Origin of the sequence: Brevundimonas sp. SH203 (assembly GCF_002157625.1) — a bacterium.
In the GTDB taxonomy this organism is placed as follows: domain Bacteria; phylum Pseudomonadota; class Alphaproteobacteria; order Caulobacterales; family Caulobacteraceae; genus Brevundimonas.
The window spans coordinates 34,550-58,227 of the sequence record NZ_BDMM01000006.1 but is presented as its reverse complement, the minus strand read 5'-3'; the positions used below and the strand labels follow the sequence as shown (position 1 = coordinate 58,227).

The 23,678-nt window shown below is 66.3% G+C and carries 21 protein-coding genes, 2 tRNA genes and 1 pseudogene; 12 read left to right on the top strand and 12 right to left on the bottom strand.

Going from position 1 to position 23,678, the window contains the following annotated elements; genetic code table 11:
• Positions 1-53: 53 nt before the first annotated feature.
• Complete coding sequence (locus SH203_RS13045) at positions 54-323, bottom strand: hypothetical protein (RefSeq protein ID WP_143275739.1); 270 nt, start codon at positions 321-323, stop codon at positions 54-56.
• Positions 320-1,627 carry a 3-phosphoshikimate 1-carboxyvinyltransferase gene (gene aroA / locus SH203_RS13040; protein WP_087121382.1) on the bottom strand — a complete coding sequence of 436 codons (1,308 nt, stop codon included), beginning with the start codon at positions 1,625-1,627 and terminating at the stop codon, positions 320-322. The genes SH203_RS13045 and aroA overlap by 4 nt, the downstream gene beginning before the upstream one ends.
• A gap of 125 nt (positions 1,628-1,752) precedes the next feature.
• Between aroA and SH203_RS13035 the strand changes: the two genes are divergently transcribed.
• The 3 genes from SH203_RS13035 to SH203_RS13025 all read left to right on the top strand — a co-directional run bounded on the left by SH203_RS13035 (position 1,753) and on the right by SH203_RS13025 (position 2,991).
• A complete protein-coding gene (locus SH203_RS13035; protein WP_087121381.1) occupies positions 1,753-2,217 on the top strand; it encodes a TIGR02300 family protein in 465 nt (154 codons plus the stop codon).
• A gap of 290 nt (positions 2,218-2,507) precedes the next feature.
• Positions 2,508-2,583: transfer RNA gene (locus tag SH203_RS13030), tRNA-Ala, on the top strand.
• 156 nt (positions 2,584-2,739) lie between these two features.
• Positions 2,740-2,991 (top strand): DUF2171 domain-containing protein, encoded by a 252-nt coding sequence (locus SH203_RS13025; protein WP_200808945.1) that lies wholly within the window; start codon positions 2,740-2,742, stop codon positions 2,989-2,991.
• Positions 2,992-3,010: 19 nt separating this feature from the next.
• On the opposite strand, the gene SH203_RS13020 is transcribed toward SH203_RS13025, so the two are convergent.
• Positions 3,011-3,661 (bottom strand): DUF1345 domain-containing protein, encoded by a 651-nt coding sequence (locus SH203_RS13020; protein ID WP_087121380.1) that lies wholly within the window; start codon positions 3,659-3,661, stop codon positions 3,011-3,013.
• A gap of 132 nt (positions 3,662-3,793) precedes the next feature.
• Between SH203_RS13020 and SH203_RS13015 the strand changes: the two genes are divergently transcribed.
• The 3 genes and pseudogenes from SH203_RS13015 to SH203_RS13005 all read left to right on the top strand — a co-directional run bounded on the left by SH203_RS13015 (position 3,794) and on the right by SH203_RS13005 (position 7,317).
• Positions 3,794-5,965: a TonB-dependent siderophore receptor gene (locus SH203_RS13015; protein WP_087121379.1), complete on the top strand. Its 2,172-nt coding sequence runs from the start codon at positions 3,794-3,796 to the stop codon at positions 5,963-5,965.
• 81 nt (positions 5,966-6,046) lie between these two features.
• A pseudogene (locus tag SH203_RS13010) lies at positions 6,047-7,138 on the top strand (PepSY-associated TM helix domain-containing protein); the annotation flags it as partial.
• Positions 7,135-7,317, top strand: coding sequence for a hypothetical protein (locus SH203_RS13005; RefSeq protein ID WP_087121377.1), 183 nt, complete (start codon positions 7,135-7,137; stop codon positions 7,315-7,317). The pseudogene SH203_RS13010 and the gene SH203_RS13005, both read left to right, overlap by 4 nt.
• An 86-nt stretch (positions 7,318-7,403) precedes the next feature.
• Here SH203_RS13005 and SH203_RS13000 read toward each other — a convergent pair.
• Positions 7,404-7,478, bottom strand: a tRNA-Val gene (locus SH203_RS13000).
• Between the two features lie 125 nt (positions 7,479-7,603).
• Positions 7,604-7,960, bottom strand: a complete 357-nt coding sequence (gene cpdR / locus SH203_RS12995; RefSeq protein WP_017506825.1) for a cell cycle two-component system response regulator CpdR — start codon at positions 7,958-7,960, stop codon at positions 7,604-7,606.
• A gap of 110 nt (positions 7,961-8,070) precedes the next feature.
• Here cpdR and SH203_RS12990 point away from each other — a divergent pair, with 110 nt between their 5' ends.
• Positions 8,071-8,895, top strand: coding sequence for an N-formylglutamate amidohydrolase (locus SH203_RS12990; RefSeq protein ID WP_087121376.1), 825 nt, complete (start codon positions 8,071-8,073; stop codon positions 8,893-8,895).
• Positions 8,896-9,140: 245 nt separating this feature from the next.
• Here SH203_RS12990 and SH203_RS12985 read toward each other — a convergent pair whose 3' ends face one another.
• A complete protein-coding gene (locus tag SH203_RS12985) occupies positions 9,141-9,824 on the bottom strand; it encodes a DUF599 domain-containing protein (protein ID WP_087121375.1) in 684 nt (227 codons plus the stop codon).
• 130 nt (positions 9,825-9,954) lie between these two features.
• Here SH203_RS12985 and ppa point away from each other — a divergent pair, with 130 nt between their 5' ends.
• Positions 9,955-10,515, top strand: coding sequence for an inorganic diphosphatase (gene ppa, locus SH203_RS12980; protein ID WP_087121374.1), 561 nt, complete (start codon positions 9,955-9,957; stop codon positions 10,513-10,515).
• 67 nt (positions 10,516-10,582) lie between these two features.
• On the opposite strand, the gene SH203_RS12975 is transcribed toward ppa, so the two are convergent.
• Complete coding sequence (locus SH203_RS12975; RefSeq protein ID WP_087121373.1) at positions 10,583-11,113, bottom strand: GNAT family N-acetyltransferase; 531 nt, start codon at positions 11,111-11,113, stop codon at positions 10,583-10,585.
• 156 nt (positions 11,114-11,269) lie between these two features.
• Here SH203_RS12975 and SH203_RS12970 point away from each other — a divergent pair, with 156 nt between their 5' ends.
• Both SH203_RS12970 and hslU read left to right on the top strand, forming a co-directional pair.
• The gene (locus SH203_RS12970) at positions 11,270-12,271 is read left to right on the top strand and encodes a DUF2268 domain-containing putative Zn-dependent protease (RefSeq protein ID WP_087121498.1); all 1,002 of its coding nucleotides are present in this window, start codon (positions 11,270-11,272) and stop codon (positions 12,269-12,271) included.
• Between the two features lie 57 nt (positions 12,272-12,328).
• Entirely contained in the window at positions 12,329-13,630 is a 1,302-nt protein-coding gene (hslU, locus tag SH203_RS12965; RefSeq protein ID WP_087121372.1) for an ATP-dependent protease ATPase subunit HslU, read from the top strand.
• 9 nt (positions 13,631-13,639) lie between these two features.
• Here hslU and SH203_RS12960 read toward each other — a convergent pair whose 3' ends face one another.
• Positions 13,640-14,917 (bottom strand): YihY/virulence factor BrkB family protein, encoded by a 1,278-nt coding sequence (locus tag SH203_RS12960; RefSeq protein ID WP_087121371.1) that lies wholly within the window; start codon positions 14,915-14,917, stop codon positions 13,640-13,642.
• Between the two features lie 77 nt (positions 14,918-14,994).
• On the opposite strand from SH203_RS12960, the gene prmC reads away from it, so the two are divergent.
• Together prmC and SH203_RS12950 are read left to right on the top strand one after the other, a co-directional pair.
• Positions 14,995-15,906 carry a peptide chain release factor N(5)-glutamine methyltransferase gene (gene prmC / locus SH203_RS12955; protein WP_087121497.1) on the top strand — a complete coding sequence of 304 codons (912 nt, stop codon included), beginning with the start codon at positions 14,995-14,997 and terminating at the stop codon, positions 15,904-15,906.
• Positions 15,907-16,145: 239 nt separating this feature from the next.
• Positions 16,146-16,394, top strand: coding sequence for a DUF559 domain-containing protein (locus SH203_RS12950; RefSeq protein ID WP_087121370.1), 249 nt, complete (start codon positions 16,146-16,148; stop codon positions 16,392-16,394).
• Positions 16,395-16,983: 589 nt separating this feature from the next.
• On the opposite strand, the gene SH203_RS15405 is transcribed toward SH203_RS12950, so the two are convergent.
• The 4 genes from SH203_RS15405 to SH203_RS12935 form a co-directional block, all read right to left on the bottom strand.
• The gene (locus SH203_RS15405) at positions 16,984-17,850 is read right to left on the bottom strand and encodes a hypothetical protein (protein ID WP_143275738.1); all 867 of its coding nucleotides are present in this window, start codon (positions 17,848-17,850) and stop codon (positions 16,984-16,986) included.
• An 87-nt stretch (positions 17,851-17,937) separates the two neighbouring features.
• Complete coding sequence (clpB, locus tag SH203_RS12945) at positions 17,938-20,538, bottom strand: ATP-dependent chaperone ClpB (protein WP_087121369.1); 2,601 nt, start codon at positions 20,536-20,538, stop codon at positions 17,938-17,940.
• A gap of 114 nt (positions 20,539-20,652) precedes the next feature.
• Positions 20,653-21,303 (bottom strand): HPP family protein, encoded by a 651-nt coding sequence (locus SH203_RS12940; protein WP_200808944.1) that lies wholly within the window; start codon positions 21,301-21,303, stop codon positions 20,653-20,655.
• Between the two features lie 66 nt (positions 21,304-21,369).
• The gene (locus SH203_RS12935) at positions 21,370-23,607 is read right to left on the bottom strand and encodes an outer membrane beta-barrel family protein (RefSeq protein WP_087121367.1); all 2,238 of its coding nucleotides are present in this window, start codon (positions 23,605-23,607) and stop codon (positions 21,370-21,372) included.
• Between the last annotated feature and the right edge of the window lie 71 nt (positions 23,608-23,678).

Genomic DNA, 23,678 nt, shown 5'->3' with positions numbered 1-23,678 from the left:
AGCAAAACACAAGCGGTCTGTCACTCAGAACAGCATCTCGTGCGTCTTCGCGCTCAATCCTCGTAAAGGCTGCGCGAACAGGCGAACCAGATCGCCAGCACGGCAAGGCCGAGCCATAGAACGGCGGCCAGGACATTCAGCCCCACCGTGATGTCGAACATGATCGGATGATCCTGGCGGAGCGTCCAGCCGTACTTTCCTCGAATACGCCCTGTCGTCACCCCCGCCCAGACCTGGCGAGTGACGATCCACAAACCGCCGAAACAGACCATGGCGGCAAGCGCGGAACCCGATCTCCAGATCAGATCACGCCGCCACTTCACGCGATCCGTCCCCCCAGTCCGTTCATCATCTCGACGAAGCCGGGGAAGCTGGTGGCGATCATTTCGGGGTCCAGCACCGAGACCGGCTGTTCGGCGGCCAGGCCCAGGACCAGATGGCTCATGGCGATGCGATGATCGTGGGCGGTGGCGACCGTGGCCCCGCCGCGCACGGGCCCGCCGGTGACGAGGAAGCCCTCGGCCTCCTCCTCGACCTGAACGCCGCAGGCCCGCAGCCCGTTGACCATCAGGGCGATCCGGTCGCTTTCCTTGACCCGCATCTCGCCCACGCCGCGCATGACGGTGACGCCCTCGGCGAAGGCGGCCGTCGCCGCCAGGATCGGATATTCGTCGATCATCGAGGCGGCGCGATCCTCGGGAACCACCACGCCCTTCAGTCGGGAATGGCGGGCGGTGATGTCGCCGACGTCCTCGCCCCCGGCCTGGCGGCGATTCTGAATGGTCAGGTCGGCGCCCATTTCGATCCAGGTGTCGAACAGGCCGGTGCGAAGCGTGTTCAGCATCACCCCCTCGACCGTCACCTCCGATCCCGGAACGATCAGACCGGCCGCCAGCGGGAAGGCGGCCGAGGACGGATCGCCCGGCACCGCCACATGGGTTCCCTTCAGCGGCTGACGGCCCTTCAGGGTGATCGTCCAGCCCTCGCCCCGATCCTCGACCAGAACTTCGGCGCCGAAGGCCCGCAGCATCCGCTCGGTGTGGTCGCGGCTCTTTTCCGGCTCGGTCACGGTCGTCACGCCCTCGGCGTTCAGCCCCGCCAGAAGGATAGCCGACTTGATCTGGGCCGAGGCCACGGTCTGCACATAGTCGATGCCCTTCAGCGCCCCGCCGGTCAGGGCCACCGGCACCCGGTCCTCGGCCGCCAGCCAGCCGAACCGCGCGCCCATTTCGGCCAGAGGCCCCGTCACCCGCTTCATCGGCCGTTTGCGAAGGCTGGCGTCCCCATCGAAGGTCGCCGTCAGCGGATAACCCGCCGCCGCCCCCATCAGTAGACGCACCCCGGTTCCGGCGTTGCCGCAGTCGATCACGGACATCGGGGTCTTGAAGCCGCCGGCGCCGACGATGCGCCATTCGCCCTCTCCGGTCCGCTCGACCTGGGCGCCGAACGCCTCGACCGCGCGGGCGGTGGCCAGGATGTCGTCGCCTTCCAGCAGCCCCTCCACCGTGGTCACGCCGGACGCCATGCCGCCGAAGATCATCGACCGGTGCGACATGGATTTATCGCCGGGCGCACGGACCTTTCCGGTCAGTGCGGAGGAGCGTCGGGCGGTCAGTTGGGAAGGCATATTCACCCGCTTCAGGCGTCGATGGCGAAAGGAGTGCGCGGGCGGCGCGAAAGACAGCTTTTGACAGCGGCCCTAAGGGGTGGCAAGGGACCGCCCCGAATTCAACCCGTTGAAAGCATCCCCCCGTGGCCAATCCCGAACTGGGCGCCAAACAGGTCTGCCCGAACTGCCAGGCGAAATTCTACGATCTGAACCGCCGCCCGGCCCACTGCCCCAAATGCGGCACGGACTTCGATCCCGAAGAGGCGATGAAGCTGCGCAGCCGCCGCGCCCGTCCCGGCTATCCCGCCGACGACGAGGACACTGAAGATCAGGTCAAGACCAAGTCGGCCGACGGCGACGAGGACGAGGAGGATAACGAGACCTCCACGCCCGAAATCGACGAGGAAGGTCACGAGCCGATCCTGACGCCCGACGACGACGACGATTCCCCCGCCGACGCTTCCGAAGAGCCCGGCATGGGTTCCACGGACGGCGACGACGACGATCTGCTGGCCGACGACGACGACGATTCCGTCCCCTTCATCGAGGACGAGGACGACGACTCCATCGACGACGAGATCACCAAGCCGTCGCGCGACGACGACTGATCCGTCCGAGCCTGCCGAGCCTTGCGCGAGGTTGAGGCCCATTCCTGTGGGCATCTCGTCAAAGGCTCAGATTCTTGTTGCACCCGCCGCATTTCCCGTTAGGGAGACGCGGCGGGACAGCAGGGCTTTCGGACCCTTCCGGTTTGAAAACCCTGCGCATTTTCACCCTTGGGAACGGGGTGAAAATAAATCTCGAAACGGGCTTGATCGCAGAAAAAGCCTGACATAGTTTCCGCCGCCTCGCCGGGGGCCATCGCAAGATGAACCGGGCGAACCAGACCGCAAGGTCCGGGGCTTTAGCTCAGTTGGTAGAGCGCTTGCATGGCATGCAAGAGGTCAGCGGTTCGACTCCGCTAAGCTCCACCATCAGCCTCCCTCTTCCATCGGTTCGCCGGGGAAGAGGGAGACTGGCCACCCTCCCAACATCGCCGTTTTCGCCTTCGCCCTTTCGCGCGTCTGCGGAACCTCGCCCCCGCCGTCGCGCTCCCCCTGCTGTAATCCGCTTCAGCCAGGAGAACGACGATGAGCGAGATCAGGGAAGGCATGGAGGTCATCGGCGCCGACGGCGTCCATGTCGGCACGGTGGACCGTCTGGATGGCGACCGCATCAAACTGACCCGGCGCGAGAACACGGGCGCCCACAGCGATCACCACCACTATATCGAAAAAGGCTTCGTCGCCGGGGTGGAGGGCGACAAGGTGCGTCTGTCGGCCAACGCCGACATCGCCGTCACGCTGGAAGAAGAAGAGTCCGGCAAGCCGGTCCACCTCTGAACCCGATCTGCGGCGGCGTTCAGAACAGCGCCGCCGCCAGATTGACCGTCAGGGCCAGCACCACCGCATTGAAGAACCAGGCGATCAGGCAATGCACCGTCGCCAGCCCGCGCAGCTTGCGGCTGGAAATCTGCACGTCGGCCGTCTGGTTAGCCACGCCGATGATCAGGCTGAAATGCAGGAAGTCCCAGTAGTCGGCCTCCTCCTCGCCCGGAAACATCAGCCCGCCCTGATCGCCCCTGCCCTTCTCCTTGGGCGCATAGAAGCCGTGGGCGTAGTGCAGGGCGAAGATGACGTGGACATAGAGCCACGACAGACCCACCGTCAGGATCGAGAACCCCGCCTGCGCCAGCGACGGCTTTCCGCCATGCATCAGGGCCAGCACCAGAACGACCAAGCTGGCGACCGCGGCCGTCAGACTGAGCGGCAGAACCAGCGCCCCCGCCTGATCCAGCTCCGCCGCCCGGCGTCGGATGGCCTCCTGCGAGCTTGAACGCAGGATGTGAACCAGCGTCAGGATCAGAAACGCCGCCACCCCCGCGTCCCAGCCCGCCGCCAGCCGCACCGCCAGCCCCGCCGAGGCGGGCGTCGCCGCCACCGTCATCGCCAGCACCGCCAACCCCAGCCACAGGGAGGTGTGCAAACGGAACAGGCGCGCGATGAAACCCATGCCCCGAAATCGCGCATTTGCCGATCCGCGTCCACCGTTCGTCCGTCGAGGAGGGGCCGAACGCCGCAGTTGTCACACGCCGGTTACAGGGGTATTGCGACGCATTCTTATAATCAGAGCGATCTCTCCCCGATGCGTATTTCCCTGTTCGGCCTTCTGGCGTCCGCCTCCGTCGCGACGCTGCTCGACGCCGCCCCCGCCCTGGCCCAACAGTCGGAAGCTCCGACCATCCTGTCGGACATCGTGGTGACGGGATCGCAGGTCGCCCTGCCGCCCGCCTATGCCGGCGGCCAGGTGGCGCGCGGCGGACGGGTCGGTCTGTTCGGCAATCTGGGCGTCATGGACACCCCCTTCTCGTCCACAAGCTTCACCGAGAAACTGGCGCGCGATCAGCAGGCCCGCAGCGTCGGCGACGTGCTTCAGAACGATCCGGCCGTGCGGCTGACCAAGGGGTTCGGCAACTTCCAGGAACTGTACGTAATCCGGGGCTTCCCGGTCTATTCGGACGACATGACCTATAACGGTCTCTATGGCGTCCTGCCGCGTCAGTTCGTGGCGGCCGAGCTGCTGGAACGGGTCGAGGTCTTCCGCGGCGCAACCGCCTTCCTAAACGGCGCCGCGCCGGGCGGCAGCGGCGTGGGCGGGGCCGTCAACCTGGCCCCCAAACGCGCGGGCGATGCGCCGCTGAACCGGCTGACGGCCGGATGTGAGGGCGGCGATCAGATCTACGCCGCCGCCGACCTGTCGCGCCGCTTCGGCCGGGATGGCGACTGGGGCCTGCGGCTGAACCTGGCCAGCCGCGCCGGCGAAGGCGCGGTCGAGGGCGAGGACCGCGACATGAAGGTGATCGGCCTGGGGCTGGATCATCGCGGCGACCGGGCCCGCTTCTCGGCCGATCTGGGCTGGCAGGACAACCGCATCGACGCGCCGCGTCCGCAGGTGACGCCGAACGGCGCCATTCCCCGCGCCCCGGACGCGGACAAGAACTTCGCCCAGCCCTGGACCTATACGGACGAAACCCAGCTGTTCGGCGCCGCGCGCGGCGAGTTCGACGTCACCGACGCCGTCACCGTCTGGGCCGCCGTGGGCGGTCGCGACGGCAAGGAGCGCAACAGCCTGGCCAATCCGCGCGCCAATGCGGACGGATCGCTGAACGCCTATCGGTTCGACAACGGCCGGCGCGATCAGGTCTTCTCGGCCGATGTCGGCGTGCGCGCCGACTTCGCCACCGGCCCTGTCCGCCACCGTCTGGTCGCCTCGGCCGCCCAGGTGCAGTCGCGCGAGAAGAACTCCTACGCCTTCTCCGACTTCGGCGGCTTCGCCAGCAACCTGTATGCGCCGGTCTTCACGCCCGCCCCGGCCCCGACCGCCCTGGCCGCCGGCTCCCTGACCGATCCGACCGTCGTGGGGCGGGTCAGGACCAACAGCGTCGCCATCGCCGACATGGCCTCCTTCTTGGACGACCGCCTGATGATCACCCTGGGCGCCCGCTATCAGGAGATCGACACCCGGTCCTATGACTACAACACCACGGCCCGGAACGGCGGCTACGCCAGCGATGCGGTCACGCCGGTCTTCGCCGTCGTTTATCGCCCCATCGACAAGGTCTCGCTCTACGCCAACTATTCCGAGGCCCTGGTCCCCGGAAAGACGGCGCCCGGCGCCGTCAATGGCTTGCCGGTCGCCAACGCCGGCGAAGTGCTGGAGCCGTTCCGCGCCGAACAGAACGAGATCGGCGTGAAATACGACGCCGGGGCGTTCGGCGCCACGCTGAGCGCCTTCCGCACCACCCTGCCCAGCGAATATTTCGATGCCGCGACGCGCACCTATTCCGCCGGCGGCGAGCAGGAGAACCGGGGCGTCGAACTGACCGTCTTCGGCGAGCCGCTGGAGGGGGTGCGGGTGATCGGCGGCGCGACCTGGCTGGACGCCGAGATCAAGCGCGCCCTGAACCCGGCGCTTGACGGCAAGTCGGCCATCGGCGTGCCGGACTTCCAGGCCAATCTGAACGTCGAATGGGACATCCGCGCCGTCGACGGCCTGACGCTGGAAGGCCGGGTCGTCCACACCGGCGCCCAGCCGGCAAGCGCCGACAACGCCGTCGAGCTGGACAGCTGGACCCGCTACGACGCCGGCGTCCGCTACGCCTTCGAGGCGGGCGGCAAGCCCCTGACGCTGCGGGCGCGGGTCGAAAACCTGACCGACGAGAACCAGTGGGTCGCCGTCGGCGGCTATCCGGGCTCCAACTATCTGACGCTGGGCGCCCCGCGCACCCTGCGCCTGTCGATCTCGGCCGAGTTCTGATCCCGTCTTTCGCGACATGATGACGCCCCCGGACGGAGCCCAGACCCGGTTCCGTCCGGCCCCCAGCCGTTCTAGAGGCGACCGATGAAAGCCCGAACGATCCGCGCCTGGTCCTGGGTCCATAAATGGTCGAGCCTGATCTCGACCGTGTTCCTGCTGATGCTGTGCGTCACGGGTCTGCCGCTGGTCTTCACGCACGAACTGGACGAGGTGCTGCTGCACGAACCCTGGCAGCCCCGGAACCCGGACGGACCGCTGCTGAACCTGGATCAGGTGTTGAGCGCGGCCCTGGCTCTGCATCCCGGCGAGGTTCCGGCCTTCATGAGCTTCGACGAGGATCGGCCCGTGGTGAACGTCACCAGCCGCGCCCCCGACGCCCCCGCCGGCCAATACAGTTTCGAACCCATCGACCAGACCAGCGGCCAGGTCGCCCCCCTGGTCGCTGGCCATCCGGTGATGGAGTTTCTGCTGCAACTGCATACCGACATGTTCCTGGGCCTGCCGGGAATGCTGTTCCTGGGCGTCATGGGGCTGATGCTGGTGGCCGCCCTGGTGTCGGGGGTGGTGCTTTATGCGCCCTTCATGCGCCGTCTGCCGTTCGGCACGGTGCGGGCGTCAAAGGCGGCGCGGACACGCTGGCTGGACTATCACAACCTCCTGGGCGTCGTGACCCTGGCCTGGGTGCTGGTGGTGGGGGCGACGGGCGTGGTCAACACCCTGGCCACGCCGATCATCGCCTTCTGGAAGGACACGGCGCTGAAGGAACTGACCGTCGCCTATGACGCGCCCGCCCCGGCCGGCCGGCGCGCCTCTCTGGACGCCGCCGTCGAACGCGCCAGGGCCGCCCTGCCCGGCATGACGCTGCAGTTCGTGGCCTTTCCGGGCTCGACCTATTCCACAGACCACCACTACGCCGTCTTCTTCCATGGCGACACGCCGCTGACCAAACACATGACCACGCCCGCCCTGATCGATGCGCGCACCGGCGAGCTGGCGGCGGTGGCCTCCATGCCCTGGTATGTGAGGACCCTGTCCCTGTCCCAGCCGCTGCACTTCGGCGACTATGGCGGGCTGGGGCTGAAGATCGTCTGGGCGCTGCTGGACATCGCCACCATCGTCATCCTGATCTCGGGCCTCTATCTGTGGCTGGCCAAGCGCAGGAAGCCGTCATGAGCCGCAAGGACCTCAGCCTGCGCGCCATCTTCGCCGCGCCCGCCATCCTGTTCGTCCTCACCCTGACCGGCCTGATCGGCGCCCTGCTGGAAGACGGCCTCTGGGACATATTGGGCGCCGCCCTGCTGACCGCATGGCTGATCGTCCTGATCTGGGCGCTGGTCCGCCGTCGCCGTTAAATCCCGCGCGCCCGACAGAGCCTAGACCCAGCACAGCCGAAATCCCCGCGATCGCGGCGGCTGGCGTCATAATGTCGGGAAGGAAATGGTGGACGCGACAGGGATTGAACCTGTGACCCCCTCGATGTCAACGAGGTGCTCTCCCGCTGAGCTACGCATCCGCCGTAGGGCTCCGAAAACGGGTTCGGAGCGGGAAGAGCGGTCGTATAGCGGCGTGGTCGGTCGGCATCAAGCCGATTTCACGGCAAGAAAGAGATTTCTCGAAAAACGCCGTCGGATCAGCGGGTCAGGCGGCGACCATCCGTTCGACCTCGTTGACCAGGTCGCGCAGGTGGACGGGCTTGGACAGGACCTTGGCGTCGGGCGTGGCCTGGGCGGCGGTCAGGGCGACGGCGGCGAAGCCGGTGATGAACATGATGCGCAGGCCCGGCTGGCGGGCGGCGGCGACGCGGGCCACCTCGATCCCGTCGGCGCCCGGCATGACGATGTCGGTCAGGAGCAGGTCGTAGGGGCCGTGTTCCAGGGCATCGATGGCGTCGTCGCCGTTCTCGCAGTCGATCACCTGATGGCCCGCGCGCTCCAGCGCCCGGGTCAGGAAGCCGCGCAGGGAGCCGTCGTCTTCGGCCAAAAGGATACGCGCCATGCAGAAACACCCTTGAAACAGGCCGCCAACCTAGGACGCAACGGTAAACCGCCCATGAAATTCAACGATCAGCCGACTTCCTTCCACAGCGAAACCCGCTATGCCGGGGCATGACCGACGCCGGAGACAGTTTCTGGATCACCGCGGCGTCGCCGGCGGCGGGGGCGACGGCCCTGGTGTTCGCCTCGCCCCATTCGGGCGACCGCTATCCTGAAGACATGGGCGCGGCGCCGGGCTTGAGCCCCGCCAGCCTGAGAAGCGCGGAAGACGCCCTGGTCGGTCGGCTGACGGCGGAGGGGCCGCGTCGGGGCGCGTCGCTGATCGAGGGGCGGATCGGCCGGGCCTATGTCGATCTGAACCGCGATCCCGGCGAACTGGACCCTGCCCTGATCGAGGGGCTGGACGGGCCGGTCGGGGCCAAGACGGCGGCGGGCTATGGCGTCTTGCCGCGCCTGGCCGGGGACGGGACGCCCCTCTACGACCGACGCCTGACGCTGGAAGAGGCGCAAGGGCGGATCGCGGCGGTCCACCGGCCCTATCATCAGGCCCTGGACGAGCTGATGCAGGCGACGCGGGCGCGGCATGGGCGGGCGGTGCTGATCGACTGGCATTCCATGCCGGCGCGGGCGGTCGGGGCCGAGGTGGTGCTGGGCGACCGCTACGGCTCGGCCTGCGGCGCACGCCTGACGCGACGACTGCGCGACCTGTTCGAGGGGCTGGGCTGGCGGGTGTCGCTGAACCGCCCCTACGCCGGGGGGTGGTCGACCCAGTGCTGGGGCCGGCCGGACGAGGGCTATGAGGCGATCCAGATCGAGATCAGCCGGGCCTTATATCTGGACGAGGCGACCCTGACGCCCGGCGCCGGCTATGGCCGCACGCAGAAGGCGCTGGGGCGGGTCATCGCCGCCCTGTGCGCGGAGCCGTGGGCTGACTGATCGCTGATCAGATCAAAAAAAAGCCGCACCCGAAGGTGCGGCATTTAAAGTCTATAGGGAGGAAACGCCCAGGAAGGGCAAGACGCCCGGAGGCGTCGAAGAACAATCTAGGTTGCGATGCACAATGGGTCAAGGCCCCTGTGCGCCTGTGTCGGTCACGCCGTGTTACGCAATTCCAATGGCATGGCGATCGCCTGAATCAAGGCGATCGCCCGATTTATCTCGCAAGTGCGAAGACGCAGCCCTCAGTGTTCCAGAAGTCGGCGCGCATTGCGAATGGCGCGCGCGGCCGGCGACGCCTCCTGGCGATAGATCAGAAGACCGAAGGCGGACGCCACCCCCAGCGCCAGCCAAAGCGGCCCAAACAGCCAGGCCGCCGCCGCCAGGGCGAAATAATAGCCGCGCACCCCCTGGCTGAAGGCGCTGAGCGCGGGGTTCAGCAACTGGCCCGCCGCCTCGCCGAACGCCTTGCGGTCGGTGTTGGAATGCAGCTCCGGCGCCGCACCGATCAGGGCCAGGGCGTAGTTCATCTGACGCAGGGCCCAGATGAAATCCAGAAAGCCGCGCGCCAGACAGATCAGGACCAGGGCCAGCTTGGCCTCCAGAATCCGGGTCGGCACGTTCTCGGCCCCGACCGCCGCAAATCCCTTCAGGGCGCTTTCACCGCCGAACAATATGCCCGCCACCGCCGCGATCAGCAGCAGATTGGTCGAGGCGAAGAAGGAGGCCGAATTGATCGAATGGCCCATCAGCTGGCTGTCGATCAACTTCATCTCGCGATGGGTCATGGAGCGCATCCACATGGCGCGCACATGCGTCATGTCGTCGTTCAGCGACCCGCCGCGCCTGCCGATGAAGGACAGGATGGGGCCATAGCCCAGCCAGCAGATGAAGAAGAGGGCCAGCGCCGCCCAGTCGATCCAGCTCATGACCCCATGATGTCCGTGATCCGCCCGGCCGGCGCAAGCCCGTTCGCCACAGGTCGGCCTTGCCGTCCGCGCCCGCGCGGCCTATCACCCTTCGCCTTCAAGAATTTCGCAGTCGCAGCAAAGACCCGCCATGAACCTGGACGCCATCCCCGTCGGTCCGAACGCCCCCTGGGACATCAACGTCGTCATCGAAATCCCCCAAGGGGGCCTGCCGGTGAAATACGAGATGGACAAGGAATCGGGCGCCCTGTTCGTCGACCGCTTCCTGCACACGGCCATGTATTATCCGGGCAACTACGGCTTCATCCCGCACACCCTGTCGGACGACGGCGACCCCTGCGACGTGATCGTGCTGAACCCCACGCCGGTCGTGCCGGGCTGCGTCATCCGCTCGCGCCCCATCGGCGTGCTGATGATGGTGGACGAGGCCGGCGGCGACGAAAAGATCCTGGCCGTGCCAGTCGACAAGCTGAACCCCTATTACACCGAGATCGCCAGCTATCGTCAGCTGCCGGCCATCCTGATCGAGCAGATCGAACACTTCTTCACCCGCTACAAGGATCTGGAGAAGGGCAAGTCGGTGACGGTCAAGGGCTGGGGCGACGCCGGCGACGCGGCCGCCCTGATCGAGGCCGGCATGAAGGCCCATCAGGACAAGCTGGCCAAGAAGAAGGCCGCCAACGCCGCCTGATCCGGGCGACATCGGCACGCGCTTCAAAGGCGTCCCCCGGATCGGGGGACGCCTTTCTGCTGTCCCGTCAGACCTGCCGCTCGCGTTTCAGCAGGGCGTATTGCCAGGTGTTGACGTAGATCGGCCGGCCCGCGTCGTCGTTCTCGAACGAGATGAAGTCGAGGAACAGCCCCTCGCGCCGCATGCCCAACCGTTCGCACAGCCGCTGGGACGCCAGATTGTCGTCCTCGACATAGGCGTAGAGGCGACGCGCGCCGCGATCCGCGAACAGATGATCGACCAGGGCCCCCGCCGCTTCGGACGCATAGCCCCTCCCGGCGACATCGCCGTTGAAGCTCCAGCCGATGGACCAGGTGTCCGGCTCCTCGAAATGGGCGAAGACCTCGCCGATCACCCGCCCGTCGGCCCTGGACTGGACGGCGATGATGTCGTCGGACCCGGCGCGTTTGACGGCCTCGGCCTTGGCTGCATCCAGATCCGCCAACCGCATCGACAGGAAACAGGCGGCGCGCGGCTGGTGCAGATAGGCGAACAGATCGGCGGCGTCGCCCGCCTGAAAACGTCTCAGGATCAGACGATCCGTCTCTATCGGTTTCATCCGTCGTCTCCCGTTCGTCCGGCGCCGTCCTAACCTAGGAATGCGACCGACATGACGCGACATGACGTCCCTGATCCGTCCCAGGGATTACAGCGATTTCATTTGAGCCCAGGCGACGCTTGCGTCCCCATGCCGATCCTTGGGGGAAAGATCATCATGCGCCACGTCCTGTTCGCCGCCTGCGCGGCGCTCGCCGTCCTGTCGTCCGCGCCCGTGCTGGCCCAGTCGCCCGCCGCTCCGGCGCCGCGGGTTCAGGTCGTCGACGGCGACATCGCCCGGTTCTGGACCGCCTATGACGCCGTGCGCGCCGAGAGCGACCCGGCCCGTCAGCGCGACCTGTTCCAGCGGCTGTATATCGACCAGGGCACGCCGGGCCTGGCCGCCTTCATGCAGGCCAAGGGCTATACGATAGACACCTTCCTCGACGCGATCCGGGCCTATCCGACCTATTGGGACACGGTGCGGCCGCGCACGGCCCTGGCGGGTCAGGCGCTGGAGAAGCTGGAGATCCATCTGGCGCGACTGCGCGAACTCTATCCCGACCTGCGTCCCGCCGGCGTCTATTTCGAGGTCGGCGCCCTGCGCTCGGCCGGCACGACCCAGGGCGACAAGGTGCTGATCGGGGTGGAGATGGCCACAGGCGACGCCAGCGTGGACCTGTCGCAGATGCCGCCCAATCTGAAACGCTTTTTCACCACCTATTTCGCCAGCGATCCTCTGGAGAACCTGGACCTGCTGGCGGCGCACGAGGTGGTCCACACCCAGCAGCGGGGCGAGCGCCAGACCCTGCTGGCCCAGGTGGTCTATGAAGGCGTCGCCGATTTCGTGGCCGAGAAGGCGACCGGCCGGATGCCGAAACTGCCCTATGTGACCTATGGCCCTGCCAACGACGCGGCGATCAGGACGGCCTTCCGCGCCGACATGAACGGCGAGGACTTCGGCGGCTGGCTGTACAATGGGGTCAACAACCCGTTCGGCACGGCCGACCTGGGCTATTATGTCGGCTACATCATCGCCAGCCGCTACTACGACCGCGCCCCGGACAAGGCGGCGGCGATCAAGGCGATGCTGGAGCTGGACTATGCCGATCAGGCGGCGGTGCAGGCCTTCGTGGACGCCTCGGGCTATCTGAACGCGGGCGCCGGATCGGGGATTTGACGCGCCGCGACGCCCTGCCCCCTCCCGCAACGGTTCGGGGTCTCCTATCTGCGTCGCATGACTGAACTGACCCCCCGCGAGATCGTCTCGGAACTGGATCGCTACATCGTCGGCCAGAATGACGCCAAGCGCGCCGTCGCCGTCGCCCTGAGGAACCGCTGGCGCCGCAAGCGCGTGCCGTCGGACCTGCGCGACGAGGTGACGCCCAAGAACATCCTGATGATCGGCCCGACGGGCGTGGGCAAGACCGAGATCGCGCGCCGCCTGGCCCGTCTGGCCGGCTCGCCCTTTCTGAAGGTCGAGGCCACCAAATTCACCGAGGTCGGCTATGTCGGCCGCGACGTGGACCAGATCGTGCGCGATCTGGTCGAAAGCGCCCTGGTCATGGTGCGCGACCGCCGGCGCGGCGACGTGCGGGCCAAGGCCGAGGCCGCCGCCGAGGACCGCATCCTGGACGCCCTGGTCGGGCCGGGCGCGGGCGCGACGACGCGCGACAGCTTCAGGAAGAAGCTGCGGGCCGGCGAACTGGACGACAAGGAGATCGAGGTGTCGTTAGCCGACACCGCCTCGCCGATCCAGGGGCTGGACCTGCCGGGCGGCGGCAACGTCGGCCTGCTGAACCTGTCGGAAATGCTGGGCAAGATGGGCGGCGGGCGCACCAAGACCGTCAAACTGACCGTGCGCGACGCGACCACGCCCCTGATCGCCGAGGAGGGCGACAAGCTGCTGGATCAGGACAGCCTGACCACCGAGGCCCTGTCGCTGGCCGAAAACGAGGGCATCGTCTTCCTGGACGAGATCGACAAGGTCGCGGCCCGGCAGGGCGCATCGGGCGCCGACGTATCGCGCGAGGGGGTGCAGCGCGACCTGTTGCCCCTGATCGAGGGCACCACCGTCTCGACCAAATACGGGCCGGTGAAGACCGACCACATCCTGTTCATCGCCTCGGGCGCCTTCCACGTCGCCAAGCCGTCGGACCTGCTGCCCGAGCTTCAGGGCCGCCTGCCGATCCGGGTCGAGCTGAAGGCCCTGACGCGCGACGACTTCAAGCGCATCCTGACGGAGCCGGAGGCCAATCTGATCCGTCAGAACCAAGCCCTGCTGGCCACCGAGGACGTCGCGCTGGTCTTCACCGACGATGCGGTCGAGGCCATGGCCGATGCGGCGGTGGCGGCCAACAGCGCGGTCGAGAACATCGGCGCGCGCCGGCTTCAGACCGTGCTGGAGCGCGTGCTGGAGGAGACCAGCTTCAAGGCGTCGGACCTGTCGGGCCAGACCGTCACCTTCGACGCCGAGGCCGTGCGCGGCCGCATGGACGCCCTGACCAAGGACGTGGACCTGAGCCGGTTCATCCTCTGATCCGGCTGCCTAGCGGGCGTTCCGTTTCAGCCGGTGTTTCAGCAGCTTGTCGGCCACCGCCTCGGCCTGACGCTGGGTGAAGGCCAGGGCGGCGGGGTTGCCGCGTCGCGGCCCCACGCTGTCGGCCACCATCGCCCCGCGCTGGCCCAGCGGCAGGGGCTTGCCGGTGGTGGTGTCCACGGCGGTCTGATGCTCGATCTCGGCGTTCAGCGCGGCGCCCAGCAGGATCAGCTGTACCGACAGCCAGGTCCACAGCAGGAAGCCCATCATGGCCGCCAGCGGGCCATAGCTGTCGGTCCGCACGAAATGGCTCAGATACCAGCTGAAGGCCAAAGATAGGCTGACGCTCAGCGTCGCCGAGAAAATCGCTCCCGGCGTCAGCCAGCGCCAGCGCGCGTTCTGGCGGCACGGGCCGTAGCGATAGATGCCCATCAGGGCCAGCACATAGCCGGCGAACAGCAGCGGCCAGCGCAAGGGGGCGAACAGGCCCCACTCCTCCTCCAGCCCGAACAGCCGCACCACCACCGGCACGCCCACCACCAGACCCGACGTGACCAGCACGGCCAGCAGCCCCCCGATGGTGAAGGTCAGGCAGATGATGTTGTAGCGGATGAAGCTGCGCTTCTCGGTCTCGTGGTAGGCGACGTTCAGCCCGTAGAACAGCATCTTGACCGCCCCGCTGGCGGCCCACAGCGACAGGATCAGCGTCCAGATCAGGGTCAGGGTCAACTGGGTGCTGGAGTTTTCGGCCAGGCGCTGCATCTGGGCGCCCAGGAACTCGGCGATGCTGTCGGGCATCAGGGCGTAGAGGAACTGCAGCCGGCCCCAGGCGTCGGCCGGATCGGCGAACAGGCCGTACAGGGTCACGAACGAGCCCAGCAGCGGGAACAGCGACAACAGGGTGAAGAAGGTCACGCCCCCGGCCACGAAGCCCACCCGGTCGCCGAAGTAGGAAGCCCCGGCCCGCCAGACGATGTCGGTCCACCCCTTGCGCGGGATGCGGTGCGGCCGGTCGGCCAGCCGCCCGCGCCCCGGCTCCTTGGCGTCATAGTCGGCGGGCGTCGGCGGCGGGGGCGGCAGGACCTCGGGCCGGGGCGCGCGCAGTTCCACCCCCACCTTGTGACCCTGGCTATAGAGTAGGTGCGCCGCCCCCGCCCCCGCCGCCAGACCGCCGGCCGCCGCCGCCAGATAGCGCCACAGGCCGCCCCCCGTTCGTCCGCGCCGCGACGGCGAGCGGGCCGCGACGGCGGTGGTCAGACGGGACAGGGGCGAGGCGCGCTTGGACATGGTCAGGCGAACGGTATAGCTGGCGGCCCGTTCCGCAAATGCTTGAAATCGTCGTCGGCTGGGGCCAATCAACGCCCATGACCGACCCCATCACGCCCAAGTCCGAGACCGACGCCCCGACCCTGCTGACCGCCTGGAAGGCCGCGCAGGCCCGGCTGAAGACCGGCCGCATCGACAGCCCCGCCATCGACGCCCGCCTGCTGCTGGAGGCCGCCGCCGGCGCCAGCCGCATGGACATCCTGACCGACCCCTATCGGCCCATCACCGCCGACCAGCTGAGCGCCTACGAGGCCATGGTCGAGCGCCGGCTGAAGCGCGAGCCGGTGTCGCGCATCGTCGGCAAGAAGGGCTTCTGGAAGATCATGCTGAACGTCACCCCCGACGTCCTCAGCCCCCGCCCCGACACCGAGACCCTGATGGACGTGGCCATGCTGGCCTTCGCCAAAAACGAGGCCTTCGACGCCATCGACCTGGGCACCGGCTCGGGCGCGATCCTGCTGGCTCTGCTGTCCGAGCGGCCGGCCGCGCGCGGCGTCGGCACCGACATCTCGTCCGAGGCCCTGGCGGTGGCGAAAGAGAACGCCGCCAACCTGGATATGAACGAGCGCGCGACCTTCCTGCGCACCGAATGGGCCGCGGGCTTCGGCGACGCCAGCTTCGACCTGGTTCTGTCCAACCCGCCCTATATCCCCACCGACCACATCGCGACCCTGGACCCCGAGGTCCGCGACCACGACCCGCACCTGGCCCTGGACGGCGGCCCCGACGGCTTGCAGGCCTATCGCGATCTGGCGCCCGAGGTGAAACGCATCCTGAAGCCGCTGGGCGTCTTCGCCGTCGAGATCGGCTTCGACCAGGGCCCGCAGGTCAAGACCCTGTTCGAGGCCGCCGGCTTCACGGACGTCAAGATCATCAAGGACCTGGGCGACCGCGACCGCGTCATCACCAACGGCCCCGACCCGCGCACCAATCCGATCCCGCAAGATTGACCGACTTCAGACGGTCGACGGACAAAAACACCGTCTAATTCGTCTAATTCGTCTGAATTGCCCCTCCCCGGCCGTGCGATGCGTCCCCTGCGGACGAACCGAGACAGGATCGCACGGTTTGGAGCCTTGGGCAGGAGAATGACGCTGGCGGGCGGCAGGGTGTTGGAATCGTTGACGGTGCGCGTCGCAGATGCGCGGGCTGGCGGCTTTGCATTAGGGTGCGCCACGAGGAGCCGCCCATGACGACCAACCGCCTGACGCCGCGCGCTCGCGGACTGCGCCAAGACGGCGGCTTGGCCGAGGACCGGATCTGGGCGCGGTTGCGCGGCGGCGCCGTCGACGGTTGGAAGATGCGTCGCCAGCATCCGATCGGCGGCTATGTGGTGGATTTCGCCTGCGTGCCGCTGCGGCTGGTCATCGACAGGGGAATTTGGGAACGCAACAAGATCATCTTGAACGATCAAGACCGCCAACAGCCTGCCAGTTAGATCTTACGAAAATAGCAGACACTAATCCGTATTTTTCTTTGCATGTGCAATAAAGACTGCGCAAAAAAAGTATACTGATAGAAGCGAAGCTAGAAACTGTAATAATGCATAAACTTGTAAAGACACATATACAAAGTATACGCTAGCCACTATTGGCTCTGACATGCTCCAGTATAAAGTTTTCTGTCCGTTCGATTCATTAAACGAGAATATCAAAACACTTAGTGAAGAAACAAGAGCGCAGAAATGAACAAAACCATTCCACGACATTATAAAAAGCGCCTTTTCCCATGGACCCGTAACGTTACGAGGAATTTTCTCACCTGACTCCGCGAGGAAGTTGACGAATTTTTGGGTCGGCACAGCAAATACAATGGTAAGGGCAGCGATAGTAAATCCAAATACCATGAAGTTATAGTTGACAAAAACTTCGGTAATGTCTGGCGCTATAAACCCTCTATAAGCCCTACCATGTGTGACAACGATCAATCCAATCAGTAATGCCAACCAAAGATGGGGCGAGCGCATAATAGCCCCGGCCTGAGGTCGCACATATCTGGAAAAATATAGACCAGTTCCCGCGACCATACTAATCGCGCCTCCGGTTTCGTTTGCGAATAAGATTGCCAAACATTGCCAATGCCGACAAAATATTTGCTCCGCCACTACTGTCGGTATCGACGGAGCCACGATCAAATTTCACATGATCATCAGATCTAATCGTTGTTGTGCCGCTTTCACCAGGGCGCTGACCCTCAACGACCGCTCGCGTGACGTGAGACATATCCCCATCTGATTGCTCTGTCACAATTGCGACAATACCGTCATCACGTGTAAGACTTTCGCTTCTTGAAGCTACCGCTTCTACAGAAATCCGTTTCGCATTTGATTCGTCTGCTAGTTCGTGAAGCCTATCGGCCTCATCCGACCAATCTATATTTGGCCGAACTAGATCCAGACGCACTGATTTTATTCTCTCTAGAGCTGATACTTCATCGGAAAACGAACCGGCGTACTCAGGAACTGCAGTCAAACTGAGATTTTTATACCCGTCTATGTTGTTCTGAAGGATATCTTGTATCGCAGTCACAAACTCTTCGGCTTTGGGGCCGCCTCGGACATACTCAAATAGGAGTTTACGAGACTCAGGCATGACGACACCGTGCGCAGCTACTGCAAACCGGTCGTCACGATCTAACTCGTCTTCGTGTTCTTCCAATTCAGCTTGATTGAATCGAAGAAATTCGCGGTCGTCCTTAACCCATAGGGCTCGAAAGAACAGCTCGCCGTTCAGCTCTTTAGGGTGGAAGATAAATATTTTCTTGTGGCCAACTTTAACAAGAAGTTCGGCGTCATCAACCTGCGAAATTGACTCGAAAAGGTCACGGTAGCTACCCGCCCCCCGATGTTTATGAAGCGCGTATTCGTAGATGCGCCGAGCAACTTTTTTTGCCATTTCCGCCTCGCTTTCTTGCACTCTAGGTGGTGGCAAAAATAACGCAAGCGTGTGCCCGCAAACTCGCCTCTAAGCTAGGGTCCAATGCTAATGCACCCGCATCTTCCCGATCTCCAGACCGCCCTCGCCCGCCGTCACGGCGATCACCCCGCCGTCCTCGATCTCGCCGGCTAACAGCTTCCTCGCGATCGGGTCGACCAGGTCCTTCTGGATGACGCGTTTCAGGGGTCGTGCGCCATAAGCGGGGTCGTAGCCGCGGTCGGCGAGCCAGGCCAGGGCGCTGTCGTCCAGGTCCAGGGTCAGGCGGCGGTCGGCGAGCAGCTTCTCGAAGCGTGACAGCTGGATGCGGACGACGCCCCCCATCTGCGCTCTACCGAGGCGGTGGAACAGGATGATCTCGTCGATCCGGTTCAGGAACTCGGGCCGGAAGTGGGCGCGGACGGCGTCCATGACGAAGGGGCGCACGGCCTCCACGTCATCGCCCTCGCCCTGATCGGCCAGATACTGGCTGCCCAGGTTGGAGGTCATGATGATCAGGGTGTTCCTAAAATCGATGGTGCGGCCCTGGCCGTCGGTCAGGCGGCCGTCGTCCAGCACCTGCAGCAGCACGTTGAAGACGTCGGGGTGAGCCTTTTCGACCTCGTCGAACAGGACGACCTGATAGGGGCGACGGCGCACGGCCTCGGTCAGGGCGCCGCCCTCGTCATAGCCGACATAGCCGGGAGGGGCGCCGATCAGGCGGCTGACCGAGTGTTTCTCCATATATTCCGACATATCCAGCCGGGTGATGGCCGCCTCGTCGTCGAACAGGAAGTCGGCGAGCGCCTTGGTCAGTTCGGTCTTGCCCACGCCGGTCGGCCCCAGGAACAGGAAGCTGCCCAGCGGACGGTTGGGGTCGTTCAGGCCGGCGCGCGCGCGGCGCACGGCGTCCGACACGGCGGCCAAGGCCTCGTCCTGACCCACGACGCGGCCGCCCAGCGCGGTCTCCATCGTCAGCAGCTTCTCGCGCTCGCCCTCCAGCATCTTGTCGACGGGCACGCCGGTCCAGCGGCTGACGACGGCGGCGATCTGTTCGGCGTCGACGACCTCGGGGGTCAGGGGACCACCACGACCTGAGGCGCCGGAGGTCTCGTTGGCCTCGGCCTCTTCCAGCTGTTTTTCGATCTGCGGGATCTGGCCGTAGGCGATCTCCGACGCTCTCCCTAAGTCGCCGGCGCGCTGGGCGTTGGCCAGTTCCAGGCGCAGGCGATCCAGGGTTTCACGCAGTTGCGCCCCCTGCCCTACCTTGTCCTTTTCGGCCTTCCATTGCGCGGTCAGGTCGTCGGACTGGCCTTCCAGATCGGCGATCTCGTCTTCCAGCTTTTCCAGACGATGCTGGGAGGCCGTGTCGGTTTCCTTCTTCAGGGCCTCGCGTTCGATCTTCAGCTGGACCAGGCGGCGGTCGATCTCGTCCAGGGCCTCGGGCTTGGAGTCCACGGCCATGCGAACGCGGCTGGCGGCTTCGTCGATCAGGTCGATGGCCTTGTCCGGCAGGAAGCGGTCGGTGATGTAGCGGTTCGACAGGGTGGCGGCGGCGACGATGGCGCTGTCGCTGATCCGCACCCCGTGGTGGACCTCGTACTTCTCCTTCAGGCCGCGCAGGATGGAGACGGTGTCCTCCACCGTCGGTTCGGCGACGAAGACCGGCTGGAAGCGACGGGCCAGGGCCGCGTCCTTCTCGACGTGCTTGCGATACTCATCCAGCGTCGTGGCGCCGACGCAGTGCAGTTCGCCACGCGCCAAAGCAGGCTTCAGCAGGTTGGACGCATCCATCGCCCCGTCGCCCTTTCCGGCGCCGACCAGGGTGTGCATCTCGTCGATGAACAGGATGATCCCGCCCTCGGCCGCCGACACCTCGGACAGGACGGATTTCAGCCGCTCCTCGAACTCGCCGCGGTATTTGGCGCCCGCGATTAAACTGCCCATGTCCAGCGCCATGACGGTCTTGTCGCGCAGGCTCTCGGGCACGTCGCCGTTGACGATCCGCAGGGCCAGACCCTCGACGATGGCGGTCTTGCCGACGCCGGGTTCGCCGATCAGGACGGGGTTGTTCTTGGTCCGGCGGGCCAGGACCTGGATGGTGCGGCGGATCTCCTCGTCGCGGCCGATGACCGGGTCGATCTTGCCGTCGCGGGCGGCCAGGGTCAGGTCGCGGGCATAGCGTTTCAGGGCGTCATAGCCATCCTCGGCGCCCGCCGAGTCGGCGGTCTTGCCCTTCCTGACCTCGGCGATGGCGGCGTCCAGCTTGTCGGCCGTGACGCCCGAGGCTTTCAGCACCTCGGCGGCGACCCCGCCTTCCTTGGCCAGCGCGGCCAGCAGCCGTTCGGTGGTGACGAAGGCGTCGCCGGACTTTTTGGAGGCCTCCTCGGCGGCGGCGAAGACGCGGGCGGTGTCGCCGTCCAGATAAAGCTGGCCCGAGCCGCCAGAGACCTGGGCGCGCTTCTTCAGGGCGGTTTCGACATCGGCTTCGGCGCGGCGGGCGTCCCCGCCGGCGGCGGTGATCAGATTGCGCGCCAGTCCGTCGCGTTCCTCCAGCAACACCTTCAGCAGGTGTTCCGGCGCGAACTGCTGGTGACGGCGCGCGAGCGCCAGCGACTGGGCCGACTGGACGGCCTGTTTGGCGCGGTCGGAGTAGAGTTCGAGATTCATTCTGGGCATCCCCTGAAAGGCGGACAATCACCCGTCGGCGCCCTCGCAGGAAGCGACGCCCTGGGCCTTCGTCTCCGAGATGGTGTGGCCTGCGAGGCACACAAGAGGGCGGCTTCAGGATTTGCGTCGCGACGCCGCGTGGCGAGCGGCCAGAACGGCGACGGCCTTCAGGTCGTCGCGGCTGACGTCCAGCGGTTCGTGCAACTCGGCCAGGGCGGCGTCGATGTCCGCCTCGGAAATCGCCAGCGGACCGGGGGCGACCGTCTCGGCCCGGTGCGGATAGGCGTGGCGGGCGAGGCGGTGAAACAGCCAGGCTGCGCCGATCAGCAGGACCGCATTCAGCGCGACCGGCGCCAGGGGGAACATCCAGCCGATGCTCGGCCCGACCAGCACCGGCGTCAGGGCGGTTCCGCCTCCCGGCGGATGCAGACAGCCCAGCAGGGACATGGCGGCGATGGCGACCCCGACCGCGACCGCCGCCCCGATCATCGGATCGGGGATCGTATGGGCCACGACCACCCCGACCAGGCCCGAGACGACATTGCCGCCCAGCACGGGCCAGGGCTGGGCCAGGGGGCTGGCGGGCACGGCGAAGACCAGCACCGCCGAGGCGCCGATGGAGCCGATCAGAACCAGATGCGCCGCCTTGTCCGCGCCGATCAGCCAGTGCGAGACGAAGCCGACCAGACCCATGCCGCCAAGGGCGCCCAGACAGGCGAAGGCGCGGTCGCGCAGGGTCGCGCCTGCCAGAATGGGCCTGAACACTCGCATCCTCATCTCCCCCGATCCGCACTGATAGTCGGCGGGCGGGCCGGAAGGAAGCAGGCGCGATCAGCCGCCGGTCGTCGGCCCCTGGAAGTCGAACTGTTCGGGCCGGCGCTGGCCGCCGCCGAAGTTCCACGTCAGGCCGATATAGGCCGCCCGGCCGCCGAAGCTCTGTTCCGAACGCTCGCGGAAGGTCGGGGTCGTCAGGGTGGTGGTCGAACCGAAATCGTCGAACACGTCGCGGATCGTCGCCTGCATCGACCAGGCGTCGTTCAGCTTGCGGCGATAGCCCAGGTTGACCAAGGTCGATTGCTCGCGCACGCCCTGGGCCAGCAGCTGGTCGCCGCTCCAGATGCCCGTGACCTGGACGAAATCCTTGGGCGTGGCCTGCCAGTTCAGCGACAGACGACCCGAAACGGCGTCGCCCGACCGATCCTGGGCGCCGACGATGCCGGCGGCGTCGATCTCCTGGCGATAGACGTTCAGGCTGGCGCTGTAGCGCAGGGTCGGCAGCAGCGGCCCGTTGGCCACCAGTTCAAGCCCGGTCGAGGTGCTGGAACCCAGGTTCTCGGGCCGGGTCAGGAAGACGCCGTTTCCGGTGTCCGTCGTCGTCTGGGTGAAGGCCTTGTTCGTGTCGCGGTAATAGAGGGTCGCCTGATAGAAGGTCTGCTGGACCCGGCGCTGCCAGTTCAGTTCGAACGAATCCGTTTCCTGCGGCTGCAGGTTCGGATTGCCCGAGCGATAGTTCTGCGGATCGCCATAGGCCAGGAAGGGGTTCAGATCGGCCGGGCCGGGCCGCTGGATGCGACGGCTGTAGCTGGCGCGCAGCGTGTCCTTGTCGTTCAGCTTGTAGGACAGATGGCCGGTCGGATAGGCGCGGAAATAGTCCTGGGACGTCTTCACGCCGCTCGTGACCTGATCCAGGTCCAGGTTCGCCTGTTCCAGACGCAGGCCGAACTGGGCCGACAGCTTCTCGCTGAACGGCTTTTCGTAGGTGGCGTACAGGGCGTGGACGACCTGATCGACGTCGAAGCGGTTGGAGACCAGCGGGTCGGGCGTCAGGGTCGCCTGGGACGCCCCGCGTTCGACGCCGTTGTCCAGCTGCAGCAGCGTGGCCTGAAGTTCGTAGCCGAGGCGCAGCTTGCCGCCGTCCGACAGCGGCCGGACATAGGCGCTGGTCACGCCCCACTGGTCCTGGTGGTTCTCGTTGGCCGTCGCCTCGATGAAGTCGGCGGCCGCCGGGATCTGCTGATCGACCAGGCTGTTGGAGCTGAAGTTGAAGGTGTTGCGGTCGAAGCGGACCTCGTTGGTCCATTCGTGGCCCTGGTCGTCGAAGCGGCGCAGCACCCGCGCCGTCGCGCCCGAGAACTGGCCCTGGAAGCGACCGTCGCCTGCACGGCGATAGGCCGAACCGATGCCGCCGGCCGCGCTGTCGGCCTCGTAAAGGGTCACGCCGTCGCCGCCCGCATCGACGTCGGTGTGGCGCAGTTCGCCGACCAGCTGGGTTTTGGCGTCCAGATTGTATTCGGCGGACAGGCGGACGTAGGCGCTGTCGGACGCCCCGTCGACGTTCTGGCTCTGGCGCGACTGCAGAAAGCGGCCCGAGCCCGCGTCCAGCCTTTCGCGCACGCGGCTGGTTTCGGCGACATAGCCGTCGTGACGCAGGCCGACGTCGGCCGACAGGGTCAGCTTGCCGTTCACATGGGCGACGTTGCCGCCGATGTTGTAGCGGCCGTCGTCGCCGACGTTGGCGCGGATCGAACCCGTGGTCGTCTGGGTCGGGCGCACCACCGACGGCTTGGTGATCAGGTTGATGACCCCACCAGAGCCTTCGGGGCTGTAGGCCGCCGACGGATTGGTCATGACCTCGATGCGGGCGTACTGGGCGGCCGGAATCTGCTGCACCATCTGCCCCCGGCTGGGGCCGTTGAACTGGGTCGAGGGGCGGCCGTCGACCAGGATGGTGACGTTGGAATCGCCGCGCAGGCTGACGTTGCCGTCGGGATCGACCTCGACCGAGGGGACGTTGCGCAGGGCCTCGGCCAGGGTGCCGGTCTGGGCCTGAAGATCGTTGGCCAGGCTGTAGCTGGTCGAATCGATGGAGGCCCGAACGTCGGCGGCGCGGGCGTTGACCACCACGTCGCCGACGCTGGCCGGCTGCTGCGGGGTCGATTGGGCCGGCGCCGTGCGGGCGGCGGGCGTTTGAGCCTGCGTTGCAGCCGGCGTCTGCGACTGCGCCAGCGCGGCGCCGGGCAGGGCGACAGACGCGACGCCCACCATGAGAACGAGTTTGGAAGAGGTCATGCCCCGGCGATCCTGAAAGAGAGAGCGCGGGCGTCTGAAGCGCCCGTCGATGCCCGTGACTACCGACGTTA